The organism is Enterobacter cloacae complex sp. S2 (assembly GCF_015159675.1).
Classification (GTDB): domain Bacteria; phylum Pseudomonadota; class Gammaproteobacteria; order Enterobacterales; family Enterobacteriaceae; genus Enterobacter; species Enterobacter intestinihominis.
Window position 1 is genome coordinate 1 of the sequence record NZ_JADDTS010000033.1, and the last position, 12,625, is coordinate 12,625.

General features: G+C 53.7%; 12 protein-coding genes. All 12 read left to right on the plus strand.

The genetic code is table 11. The annotated features are described in order from the left end of the window. The first annotated feature begins 220 nt into the window (after positions 1-220). The 12 genes from IPZ49_RS15330 to IPZ49_RS23420 all read left to right on the plus strand — a co-directional run bounded on the left by IPZ49_RS15330 (position 221) and on the right by IPZ49_RS23420 (position 12,577). Positions 221-1,033 carry a winged helix-turn-helix domain-containing protein gene (locus tag IPZ49_RS15330; RefSeq protein ID WP_022646580.1) on the plus strand — a complete coding sequence of 271 codons (813 nt, stop codon included), beginning with the start codon at positions 221-223 and terminating at the stop codon, positions 1,031-1,033. Between the two features lie 18 nt (positions 1,034-1,051). Then, a complete protein-coding gene (locus tag IPZ49_RS15335; RefSeq protein ID WP_022646581.1) occupies positions 1,052-1,522 on the plus strand; it encodes a hypothetical protein in 471 nt (156 codons plus the stop codon). A gap of 227 nt (positions 1,523-1,749) precedes the next feature. Then, a complete protein-coding gene (locus IPZ49_RS15340; protein WP_003860995.1) occupies positions 1,750-2,373 on the plus strand; it encodes a common pilus major fimbrillin subunit EcpA in 624 nt (207 codons plus the stop codon). A gap of 45 nt (positions 2,374-2,418) precedes the next feature. Continuing rightward, positions 2,419-3,096, plus strand: a complete 678-nt coding sequence (locus tag IPZ49_RS15345; RefSeq protein WP_022646582.1) for a fimbria/pilus periplasmic chaperone — start codon at positions 2,419-2,421, stop codon at positions 3,094-3,096. Between the two features lie 6 nt (positions 3,097-3,102). Beyond that, positions 3,103-5,697 (plus strand): CS1-pili formation C-terminal domain-containing protein, encoded by a 2,595-nt coding sequence (locus tag IPZ49_RS15350; protein WP_063147051.1) that lies wholly within the window; start codon positions 3,103-3,105, stop codon positions 5,695-5,697. Next, the gene (locus IPZ49_RS15355; protein WP_023298989.1) at positions 5,675-7,273 is read left to right on the plus strand and encodes a hypothetical protein; all 1,599 of its coding nucleotides are present in this window, start codon (positions 5,675-5,677) and stop codon (positions 7,271-7,273) included. The genes IPZ49_RS15350 and IPZ49_RS15355 overlap by 23 nt, the downstream gene beginning before the upstream one ends. Before the next feature lie 6 nt (positions 7,274-7,279). Next, a complete protein-coding gene (locus IPZ49_RS15360; protein WP_006812468.1) occupies positions 7,280-7,933 on the plus strand; it encodes a hypothetical protein in 654 nt (217 codons plus the stop codon). Between the two features lie 73 nt (positions 7,934-8,006). Further along, positions 8,007-8,201, plus strand: a complete 195-nt coding sequence (locus IPZ49_RS15365) for a hypothetical protein (RefSeq protein WP_022646586.1) — start codon at positions 8,007-8,009, stop codon at positions 8,199-8,201. Between the two features lie 23 nt (positions 8,202-8,224). Beyond that, the gene (locus IPZ49_RS15370; RefSeq protein ID WP_001196016.1) at positions 8,225-8,410 is read left to right on the plus strand and encodes a hypothetical protein; all 186 of its coding nucleotides are present in this window, start codon (positions 8,225-8,227) and stop codon (positions 8,408-8,410) included. A gap of 67 nt (positions 8,411-8,477) precedes the next feature. After that, entirely contained in the window at positions 8,478-10,574 is a 2,097-nt protein-coding gene (locus tag IPZ49_RS15375) for a peptidase domain-containing ABC transporter (protein ID WP_048966528.1), read from the plus strand. Continuing rightward, complete coding sequence (locus tag IPZ49_RS15380) at positions 10,571-11,320, plus strand: hypothetical protein (RefSeq protein ID WP_063147052.1); 750 nt, start codon at positions 10,571-10,573, stop codon at positions 11,318-11,320. Before IPZ49_RS15375 ends, IPZ49_RS15380 begins: the two co-directional genes overlap by 4 nt. Positions 11,321-11,326: 6 nt before the next feature. Further along, entirely contained in the window at positions 11,327-12,577 is a 1,251-nt protein-coding gene (locus tag IPZ49_RS23420) for an HlyD family secretion protein (RefSeq protein WP_023298992.1), read from the plus strand. Positions 12,578-12,625 lie beyond the last annotated feature (48 nt).

The window sequence follows — 12,625 nt, forward strand, 5'->3', positions numbered from 1 at the left end:
CTTCTAAAGTTTAAGATTATAATCTTGCGAGTTAGTTTTTTTTAATGTTTTAACCTAAATGCGTTAGTTCGAATATTTTTATTAATGATTTAATAATTGTTAATTAATGAAGCTTTATGAATTCATCTCTCAATTAATATCACGCGACTTGACCACACAAACTTTAGACTTATTATTGCCTGGCAAATGCACATAATTTTAACAATGGCGTAATAATAATATGAAGTATCTCATTGATCTTACAATGCTTTATGAAGTCGACACCGGTATGATCATGATTAATGGAGAGGAAGAGTCATCCATTAAGTTATCTAACCAGGCGGGTCGTCTGCTTTATGAACTTATCATCAATAATGGTAAAACTCTCGACAGAGACGACCTGATAAAGAAGGTCTGGGAGGATCATGGTTTCTCTGGTTCTTCGGTAAGTCTGAATGTTGCCATAAGTGAAATCAGAAAAGCATTTCGTACTTTAGGATGCGATCCTTTACTGATAAAAACGATACGTGGCAAGGGATTTAGCCTTGCCGCGCATATTGAACATCACACGGTCAGGCCGCCGGTCGTTTCAACGCTTAGTGAGCAATCTGCCTCTGAAGCATTCGATACGCTAGCGCATAAGAAAGATGCCGATCCGCCTAAACAATTAATATCGCTGCACAGACTCTTTATTTCTCTTTGCACGTTATTACTGATTACCGTTATCGGCACCGCTGTTTTACTGTTGCACCAAAGGGATTCCTATGCCGAGAGCCTGAAAGATTCTGATATGCATCTGCTCGGTAAAGTAGACCGGTGTACGGTATACCTGATCGATAAGAATATGTATCAGCCGCGACAGCACTACTTTAATCACGTAAAAGAGGTCATTGCCAGTCAACATATCGACTGTCAACACCAGGTTGCAGATGCTTACTATTCCAGGTTTAAAAAGTCGCAGATAGAAAATTATTTCCTGGCCATCTGTTATCAGCAGGACAGTATCGACGATTATAAGAACTGCATTTCTTACAGAAGCCTGACCGGGAGTTAAAATATGTCAAGGACTAAAATGAGTGTACTGTTCAGTATCGTACTGGCGCTGTCTGCCATCGCGTTGTTGTGGATCTATTTTACCAGAACGCAGGATGAGGGGTTTGGCTGCCAGTCAGATACCATTTCCTGGAAAACCTATTCCACGGGTGAGTTAACCGATATGTCGCTAACCACGCTTTTCCTGTTTAACAACAAAGATGTTGTGACGGTTATTCATAAAGGCGTACTCAAGAAAGAGGGCAAAAGCTACCTGATTGACAGAAATTACACGCTCAGCGTGGAAAAAGTCGATGGAAGCAATATCTTTTATATTAAGGATAAAAAGCTGAATAAATCTGAAGATGATGCGGCGCCGGATGGCGTTGTAAACGAAATGTTACTTGATAATATCAACTTCTTCTATATTACCCGCGTTAAACCGCACGCCTGGTTAATTAAGGGGCTGGTTTTGCCTGTAATGATGTGTGTGGCTGTTCCGACGTCCTGATATTTCTCTTTATTGAAAAATCGATATTTATCTATTGCTCGGGAAATTGAGTGATTTACTCAATACGTAACAATAAGATACGAGAAATTTATTTATATTTTTATTGTTATTCTCCGGCGAGTGAATTTTTCTGTATTGCCTCGTTATTTTGCGGCTGTCTATACTCCGCCTCGAAAAAGGGGCTCCCCTTTTTATACACGTGGATTCTTTTTTGAAGGACTAAATAAATGAACAAACTGAACGCTATCGTTCTGGGCTCCCTGCTGTCTGTTTCTGCCCTGAGCGCAGTTAATGCAGCAGAAACGACGGCTTCTGCCACCTGGCAGGCAACCGCGACCAAAGACAGCGAATCCGACCTGGTTGTTACGCCAACGCGTGCTTTGAACTTCGTTTACAGCGCCAATACCAAATCTTTCAACACCGATACCGGTCTGTTTGATGTGGCTATCCGTGGCGATCACTCTACGGCGACCAGCTTCAAACTCGAAGCTATCCTCGACGATTCAAATAACACGCTGTTCAGCGTGGGCGGTGAAGCGACCAAGCTGAAAGTGGGTGCGCGTTGGGGCGGTAACGACCTGGGCTCTATCGGTGGCACCGTGGGGGCGAAATCAACCGCATGGACCACGCTGGTTGATTCTTCTTCTAACACCGGCGTCTCTTCTGGCCTGTGGAACCTGACCACCAGCGCAGGCGCGGCGGCAGATACCGAAATTACCGGCCAGGACAAATTCGTCTTCTACGTTGACTCCGCTCAGGACAACGCGGGTACTGCGAAAGAGTTCAAAGACCTGACCAACAGCCTGTGGGAAGGGACCGTATCTGTTGCGTTCCGCGCAACCTGGGGCTAAGGCCTGATCGATCCAGGGGCGCAAGCCCCTGTTTAGGGAAATAGCATGTTTAACCTCAAATCCGCCTTCTTATTTTTATTATTTATCTCTTCCTCCGCGCTGGCCATTAATGTGGGAAAAGTCACCACCATTATTCCTGCGGATGCTGACTCCACCGCCAAGGAAATAAAAAACGAAGCAGACAGCGTGCGTATTGTTTCTGTTCGCGCACAGCGGATCAGTAGCCCAATGGATGAAGGGATCGTCATTAATCCGGAGAAAGTGGACGAGCTGTTGCTGACGCCCACGCGCATGGTAATGCCCGCCGGTACCAGCAATATTGTCAAATTTTACTATCACGGGAACGCCGATAACAAAGAGCGTTACTACCGCATTACCTTCACGGATGAAGGGGTGAGCGAAGAGGTGGACAGCGGTTCACCAAAAAACGGTACCGGGATGACGCGCGCGGTGGTGAGCACCATTCTGGTGGTTCAGCCCCGTGATAAGAAGATCGACTTCGTCTATGTGGCGGGGAAAATAACGAATAAGGGCAACACCGCTTTTCGCGTCAATGCGACCGGAACCTGCCTGAAGCCGAATCCGGAATCACCGACTACGCCGTGTACCAAAAACTTCTACCTGATGCCGGATACCTCGCGCGCTATCGAGGATATCAACGTTACGGATAACCATTTTCATCTCGGAATATGGGACCTGAAACAGTTCATACCTGTTAAGTAAGGATGCATGGTGAAAAATAAATTAGTGTTGCCGGTGATGATGGCTTGCGCATCCGGCACGCTGCCCGCGCTTGCGCATGCAGCCTCAAGCTCCGTGGTTATCGCTAATTACCGTTTTCCCGACTCGCTTTATGCACTGCTGGAGCAGGGGATCAAAATTCCCGTCTATCTGGTGAATACGCGTTCACACTCAGCACAACAAGGGAACCACGAAGGCACGGCGAGCGAATATGTTCGTATCGGTGACGTGACGCTCTTTGCAAAAGATCTGAAGCTGGGGCTGAGGGACGTTCAGGTCCAGGAGTCTGATAACGGCATTCGTCTGTCAAAAGAGATGAGAACGTTATTGCAAAGCATTAACGACAAGCAGTTTGATGACCAGATGCGCATTCCGGTAAGTACGGGTTCGGCGTTCGAGCTGGATCAGAAAAAAATGCGCCTGTTGCTGAATCTGTCGCAGAGCGACTACGGGGTGAATATTCGCCCGCGTGAGGTGGACATTGATGCGCCGGAGTCTGACGACCTGAGCGGCACGTTCTCCTACAACCTCGGGGCGTATCACACCGAGAGCGGCTACGGTGACAGCTGGTCGTCGGGGTATCTGAACGCAAGAAACTGGATCTCAATGGGCGTTGATCATGTGCTGATCGACGGCTCTGGCTACGTCAACGAGAGCAGCAGCGATACCCAGATGAACGCGGTTATGTGGGAGCGCGACTATCAGGGGATGCGCTACGCCGCGGGCATGCTGAACGGCTGGGCGATGCAGTCTCTGGCGAGCGTCAGCGGGATTTCCGGCGGTGAAGTCTACGGCGTTTCCATGGGCAACCAGGCCAACTCCCGTAAGCGCGATAACACGCTCTCTCTGACGCCTGTGGTGGTCTATTTCCCCACGGCGGGCGAGGCCCGTATTCGTCGTGACGGGCAGCTTATCGGGATTCAGCGCTTTGACGTCGGCAACCATGAAATTGACACCAGCAGCCTGCCCTACGGGATCTACAGCATCGAAGTTGAGGTGGTGAGCGGAAGCCGCACCGTGTCACGTAGCATGTACACCGTGAATAAGCCGTTCTCCAGCAACGTGTCGGAAACACTGCGCTGGCAGATGTGGGGCGGGATGTATAGCCGCGATAAATCCGTCGTCAATTATAAAAAATACGCGAAACGCAAAAACGAGCAGGACAACACTTACTACTACGATTACGACACCAAACATAAAGACACCATGTCGCTGGTGGGGGCCTCGTTCAGCAAGCGCAGCGGGATGGTCGACTGGAACGCCTCCACCTACATGATGCGGGAACACATCGTCAGCGAGCTGTGGGCCTCCCTGAACCTGACGGGCTATTTCTCGGTGAATACCCAGACCATGGCCGCCTCCGACGGAACGTACCGCGCCAACTACGGCGCGAATCTCAGCCTGCCGTGGCAGATCGGTTCGGTCTGGTACTCCCATGAACAGCTCTCCAGCGGCAAGTTCCTCGATATCTATGAGAGCAAGGGCAACACCTGGGGCGCCTCCTTTAGCCTGCCGTCGTTCGGCCTGCCCTCAGCGGGCAACCTGAGCCTGATGCGTCAGGAGGACGACCTCTATCGCTATAAACGCTATCAGCTGGACTACTCCCAGGGGTTATACGCCGGTCGCTACGGTACGGCGCGCCTGCGGGTGGGGATGTCGCGCAACAAATACGACGGGTATTACGAAGAGAAAGATCGCTACGTGATGCTCGATTTCGCCATACCGCTCGGCAATACCGTGTCGGTTGGCGTTTCCCACAATCGCGATACCGGCACGGCGCTGAACGTCAGCGCCAGCCGCCAGTTTGAAGGCGATTACCTGAAATCGGCCACCGCCAACGTCTCGAAAGCCTTTAACAGCCGCCAGGATCGCAGCGTAAGCGGCGGCGGCAGCGTGAACTTCGACACGCCGTGGAACAGCAACATCCTCAGCGTCCAGAGCGGCATGAGTAAAGGATGGAACTCCACGCTGACCAGTGACGGCAGCGTGGGCTGGTCCAAAGAGGCCATCGCCGCCGGGAAAGGCACCGAAAGCGCAGGGGTGATTGTCAGTACCGGTCTCAAATCTGATGAAGCGCTGACCCTGAAGCTTAACGGCCGGGCAGAACGCATCAAAGGGGATAAAACCTGGCTGTCGCTGCCGGCATACCAGGCTTATGACCTGGAAGTGATGAACAGTGAAACCGGTACGGAAAGCTATGAGATTGGCGCGAATGCGCGTCGCCATATCACGGTTTATCCGGGCAATACCGTGGTGATGAAGCCGCAGGTGAAGAAAATCGTCACCCTGTTTGGCCGCCTTGTGGATGCAAACGGCAATCCGATTGGCGCCACGCAGATCAAAAACCACGTTGGGCTGACCCGGACGGAGAACGACGGACGCTTCGTGATCGACGTTGATAAGAACAACCCTGTCCTGAGTATCGCCACGCCGGACGACAGCGTCTGCGAAGTGCGCCTGGACATTGAGTCTAACCGCGGTGCGCTGTGGCTCGGGGACATCTCCTGCGACAAAGGCGATTTCGTCTGGCAGGAAGCAAAAGGAACGCAGGAACGTGACGATGAAAAAGATATTCGCTCTTAATTTGCTGCTGATGAGCGCGGTGGCCCATGCGCAGGAGCTGCCCTATTTCGCCATTAATAATCCGGACAATAACGGTACGGGAAACAGCGCGGGGCTGTTTAGTCTGAACAGCACCTCGACCGCGTTTTTACACGGTTCGCGTGAGTGGCCGACGCTGAGCGCGAAAACGAATAACGGTATCGCCACTTACATCCCGGACAACAGCTACAGCGGTCCGGCAGGCAGCGCGCTGACCATCGACTTTTCGGTGACCGGTTCCAGCGCCTCTCCGTTCTTTAAAGGGACGGCGTGTTCCTCGTCCTGCGGCAACACGGGGTACACCCCGACGACCCGCTATACCGATACGTCGATGGTGGTCAAGCCGCCGGTGATGGAGCCCGGCACGTCATACGGGCGCTGGGTCCTGGGCGATCCGTTCTTTAACTATCTGCTCAACGCCGCGCCAGGGGATGAAGTGACCATCACCTCCACGCCGCAAATCAGCTCCATCAACAAAGTGACCACCACCAATACGCTTCACAAGGTGGGCACGCTGACCATGACCAACTCCAGGGCGCTCAACCTGGGGATTGACCCGATCAGCGGCGAGGTGACGATAGTCGATGGATCAACGGGGGCAACCTGCACCAAATACACCCGCAACACGGTCTCTGGCGTGCTGTGCGACCTGCTTGAATACACGTTTGTTGGGGAAGATATCTCCGGTTACAACGGGGGGCTGGCGCTCACCTCTTCCCGCGTCAACAGCGTGCTGCAATCGCACATGAACGGCGGCACCGGGCTTGCCGCCGAGCTGACCTTCGATGAAAACACCTGGTACAGTATCTCTGGCGGTATCCTGAGTGATACGCGTGTCCTGGCAAACACCTTCCTCGCGGCGCCGCAGAAAAACGGCGGCAAAGCGTACCTTAAAATATTTTTGCCGAAAGCGTTAATTCTGAGCGTGGCGCAGGCGGGGGACGGCAGCAGCATTGGCAATATCGTCAGCCTGTGCCTGACGCCCGGCAACAGCTCGCTGGCGGCGGATTTCTGCTTCCAGCCGGGGGGCGGCCTGGTGATTAACCCTATTCAGCCGGGGCTGGAGATTACGCCCGACAACCCGGATTACGCCCTCGATCCTGACGGTCTGGGCGGCTCAGGGAAAGGCGCCATCGGCGAAACGCCCATTGAGATCCCCTACACCATCACCTACAGCGGGGCGCAAAAAGATGCGGCGATTGCGGTCACGGTAAAAGTCACCGGGCCTACTCAAAGCCTGAATGGGGTGGACTACTGCGCCTTCAGCGGCAACGGCTTTACGGTTCCCATTCCGGGCAACGTGCTGGTGGGGAAAAGCCAGACGCGCATGGCGCATAACTGTAAAGGCGAGGTACTGTCGATCCCGGCGCCAGCCACCCATGCGGAAGAGTGGGACAAAATGAGTTCCGGCGTGACCGATATGTGGCTCTGGAAAACACCGCTGATCCTCCAGTTCGTTATGGATAATCCGGTATCGAAGACCACCTATGACGGAAATAGCTGGTTTGGCGAAGTGACCGCGCAGGGAAGAATAGATGTTAGCGCATCCTGGAATTAATCAATCATGACTGGAAAATTCCTGGCTATTTTTGCAATAAATTGCTTCATTTCCACAGGGGCAAATGCTTTAATTATCGAAAGTCTGAATATTGATTTTCTTCCCGAAAGAGAAGTTGTTTTTCAGCCGATAAAAAACGATACCAGCGAACGTCAGAATTATACCGTTTCGCTTATTCAGGTAGACGTTCCTAAAGAGAAGGGAAAAGAAACCGAAATAAAAGACGGCGAAGTCATGTATTCGCCTAAGCAATTAACGCTGGGGAGCGGTGAGCGCGCGGGTTTTAAATTTTACTATACCGGCCCGCATGACAACAAAGAGCGATACTATCGCGTAAAATTCACCGAGACGCCGCTCCAGGCAAAGGTCATCACGCGCAAAGGCCAGCGCATCCAGTCGGATGTGGTGGTCTCGCTTGAGGCTATTTTGATTGTCCGTCCATGGACACGACATTTTGATTATGCGTTTAGCAACGGGGTGGTGAGTAATACCGGGAATACCTATTTTAAATATGTTTCCTCGGTCGGGTGCAGTACGCAATACAATAATTCAAAATATATTCCTCCAGGGCAACGGCTGGAAATAGATAATGCCGGGCAGGCTGCAAGGCGAATGATTATTTATGGCAATAAAATCATTCCGCTGACCACCTGCCCGTAGCAACCGCTTTCCTTCATAAAAGGAAATTAGCCTTTAGCATCATGCTAAAGATCCATCACTACAGGAGATAAAAATGAAAGCGATTTCATTCGTAGAAGCGAAAGACATTATTGGCGGCGCGTTAAACCCGTTCGCTGGTCTGGTTAAAGGTGCACAGCTGGGTTACGACACTGGCGCCAGCATCATGGGCATGGTTGGCGGTGTGGTTGGCGGAGTTCTGGGTGGCGCAATGGGCTTCCTGGGCGCGCTGGTTGGTAGCTACAACTAATTCACGTTTACAGGAAAAGTATCATGCAAGTTATCGATTTCAAAAAAGCACAGGCCATCATCGGTGGTTGGGATCCGTTTGCTGCCGCTATTCAGGGCGCAAGCGCGGGCTATAACGCGGGCAGCCAGATGTTAGGCGCGCTGGGCGGCACCATCGGTGGCGTATTCGGCCTGGTGGGCGGCTTCATCGGCGGTTTCTTCAGCGCCTAAGCGAGAAGCACGTTGTACGCATGGCCCGCATTGCCGGGCCATTTTTTTATTTCAGCCACGGATCATTATGTTTTCGCTCTTTCAGTATAAAAAACAGGGTAAGACCCCTGTTATTCGCCAGCATGAATTTACCGAATGTGGACTGGCCTGCCTGGCGATGGTGTTGGGGCACTATGACCACCATGTCTCCGTCAGCCAGCTGCGCCGGGAGATTTCCGTTTCCGCCGATGCGGGAACCTCAATGGCGGAATTGTTGACCCTTGCCAGCGATAAAAATATGTCTGGCCGGGTGCTTAAAGGCGAAATCACTGAAATAGAAACGTCTGAGCTGCCGCTCATCGCCTTCTGGCGCGGCAACCATTTCGTGGTCATCGTGAAGATCGACAGCCGCAGCGTGACCGTTCACGACCCGGCCAGCGGCGTGCGTCGTTACCGCCTGAAAGAGGCAGAAAAACTGTTTTCCGGCTATGTGCTTGAGCTTAAGCCCACGCCGTGTTTCGAAAAGAAATCCCCGGATGAAAAGCTCACGCTTGGCCGGTTAGCCAATAAATCTCCGAGCCTGTTCCAGCGCCAGCTGCTGCTGTTTGTGCTCTGTATTTTTACTCTCATCACCATGCTGGCGAGCCCCACCTACGTGCAGCTGATTATGGATGAGGCCATTTCCCGCAGCGACAGCGATCTGGTGATCCTGCTCACCGCGATCTTCGCTATCGTCTTTATCTTTGAAGTCATCGGTAAATTCCTCAAGCAGCTGCTTGAGATCCTGATGCGTAATATTGCCTATGACGATTTAAGCCAGTCCGTGCGCCACTACATGCTGCGCACCCAGACCAGCTGGTTCCGCTCGCGCCCGCCGGGCATCGTGCTGGCTATTGAAAAATCGCTCCACGCCTGCGCGGAGTTCATCAGCAATGGTTACGTGCAAATTCTCTTTTCCAGCCTGATCGCCGTCACCAGCCTGCTGTTTATGCTGCTGTATAACGTCAAAATTGCGCTGCTGACGATGCTGCTGATGGGCGTGTTTTTCCTGATCCGCTTTTCGCTGATCGGCCCCTATCAACGCGCGGTGGATGACTCCATCGAGCGTACCGCCCAGTATGAATCTCTGCTGGTAGAGACACAGAAAGGGATCATTACGCTCAAGGCGAACAATATGGAGCAGGCCCGGGATGCGGTGATGGACAAATCCCAGCGCGAACACATCGCCGGGCTGATGCGTAAAGAGCGGCTGCTGGCCCGCTTTGACGTGGCTTCGCTGCTGGTGATCAATGCCGAGCAGCTGCTGGTGGTCTGCTTTGGCGCGTGGCTGATCCTGGAAGGGCAGATGAGTATCGGGATGCTGTACGCCTATATCAGCTATAAGCGCTATTTTTCCGATGCCATGGTGCAGGTGGCGCAGAAGCTGCTGGACAAAAATGCCCTTAAGGGGCCGCTGGATCGCGTGGGCGACCTGCTGTTTGCCCCCTCTGAAACCAGCCAGTTTGGGAAGCGGATTGTCACCTCGCCGGTCTGTCTGCAATTTGAGGATGTCTCATTTGCCTATCCGGGCCGGGAGGCCACGCTACAGCATATCAACATGACCCTGAAGCAGGGCGAAGAGGCGGTGATTGTGGGCCAGAGCGGGTCGGGAAAAACCACGCTGCTGCGTCTGATTTCCGGCATGTTGCTGTCATCGTCTGGCACGCTGCGGATCAATAAGATCCCCATTGAAGAGTGCGATCTTTCCTCGCTGCGCCAGCACATCCGCATTGTCCATGCAGACGATATTCTCTTCACCGGCTCGATTCTGGACAACATCGCCTGCTTTGACAGCGCGCCGGATAAAGAGCAGGTCATCGCCGCGTGTCGGCTGGCGGAAGTGGACCACGTCGTCGCCCGTCTGCCGCACGGTTACGAAACGGAGATGCTGCCGGGGAACACCTTTTTCTCGGCCGGGGAGATGCAGCGTCTGGTCCTGGCGCGCGCCCTGTACAGCCAGCCTAAGCTACTGCTCTGCGACGAAGTGACGGCGAACCTGGATAAGACCACCGCGCAAAAGGTGCTGGCGAACCTGCGTAGCCTGGGGATTGGCCTGGTATTTGTTACCCACTCGCCGGACGTGGTGGGCTGTCAGGGGCGTCTCTATACCATGGAAAACGGCACCCTGCGGGAGAGTGCGCCATGATGTTTCTGCCGCGTCTCTATGCCCGACTCTGCGCGCGCCAGGCCGGACGCACCTTAATGGCAAACCGGATTGCGCAAAACTACAGCCAGTTTATGCCCTGCCCGGAGGCCGATGTGCCGGCTGATTTTCTGCATCAGAACGCCCATGAGCTGAGCGGGTTTAACTTCGTGGAACAGATTTTCCCGCCCGCGCTGTGGGCGCGCAACGTTCGCTTCGATCTGCATGCGTACGTGGCGCAGTGGACGCAGGATCAGGGGTTTTACAGTTCGCCTCGCACCCTGCTTCTGGGCATGCGCTGGGCGGGCTTTGGCCTGATTATGGATGCGCTGCTCGCCACCGCGCCAGATGATGTGCGCTTTCAGTTTATTACCCGTCACCCTGCGCTGCACAAGCTGATGGCCGCACACGACGGACGGCGCGCCGGCTCGTTTTTCGCCCCTCAGCGCCTGGTGACGGTGCTGCTGATGGATGAACGCCTGCCGGATGCGCCACTGTTCCCAATTCAGGCAGGCGATCGCAAGGCGTGGTTAACGGACGTCTCCACGCGGTTTTTATCGCGTTATGGCTACAGCGTCCGAACGCTGCTGCCGGTCTGTTCGCTGCACGCGGTAGAGTTTGGGCTGGAGAGCCAGGCGTATGCGCCAGAGGATTACCGTCTGGCCGCCGCCGACACGCTGAACGCGCTGCGCAAAACCCCCACGCTCTGGAGTGGATGGGACGATCTTTCAGTGATTTATCATGGATGACATATCGTGAAATTAAAAAACCGAAGCCGACAGCGTCGGGCGCTAATCCCGCACCACTTCTCAAAAAGCTATCAAATCAACGCGCCGCGGCTGAAAACCGTGCTGACGCTGTTCATCGCCTTTTTTCTCTGCCTGCTGGTCTTTGCGATTGCTTTCAACTTTTCGGAAACCACGCTGGCACGCGGGGTGCTGATCCCGGCGCAGGGCGATGTGGAGGTGCGCGCCAGAGAGTCCGGAACCCTTGTTGATTTTGCCGTCCGGCCCGGCCAGTACGTGAAGGAAAACGATCCGCTGTTCACCGTGTCGCAGGACTATGGCGGCAAGCAGGGCTCGGTGGTGCAGTTTGACCGCCAGCAGATGGAAGCGGAGAAAAAGCGCAGCGAGCAGCGCATCCAGGCCATTGAGGACTCGATTGCGTCGTATCGCAAAAATCTGGCGCAGCAGCTGGCTCTCACTGACAAGCAGATCGCCGTTTCCCGCGATAAGGTGAAGAAGCTGCGCGCGCTGTTAAAAAACAGCACCGACACCTACGAGGCGTGGAAATCCGTCTCCGGGAAGGGCTATGTCTCCAAAGTGGATCTCGATAAAAGCCATAACGATGTGCTCAACGCCCAGCTCAACCTGACGCTGGAGGAGAGCACTATTCTTGAGCTTGAGGCGCGCAAAACCAGCCTGACCGACAGCACCCAGTCGCAAATTGACTCGCTGAGCGAAGAGCAGCTGTACGTGAAAAACCGCATCAGCGAAATCGATCGCAACCTGTCCAGCCGGGGGAGTTCCACCATGGCGATGCTGGCCCCTTCAGATGGCTACGTGGTGGCGATTAACTTCCCGCCAGGCCGGGCCATTACGCAAAACAGCGAGGTGGTGGTGGTGATCCGTAAAAATACCGCGGCGACGATGGAGGGGTACCTGTATGTTCCGGCAACGGGGGTGGGGCGCGTGGCGAAAGGCGATAAGGTCAAGCTGCGCTTCGACTCCTGGCCCGTGGACAAATACGGTTCCGTGGAGGCGACGCTGTCCGATTTCTATGAGGTAAACATTGATGCCCATTCGGCGCTGATCCCGCTCCAGGAAGGGCAGAACTACTACCTGGCTAAAGTGCGCGTCCCCTCCTGGTTTACCGACCCGGACAAGAAAAAGCGCATGCTGATGGGCGGGATGACGGTGAACGCCGATATCGTTATCGATCGTAAACCGCTCATCAATCTGCTGATTGCGCCGCTGGAAAGGGTACGCAAGCGGTTTATCGATTGACCCGATTTCATCGATCATCGCCCTTTAGCCCACATTCTTAACGGCACC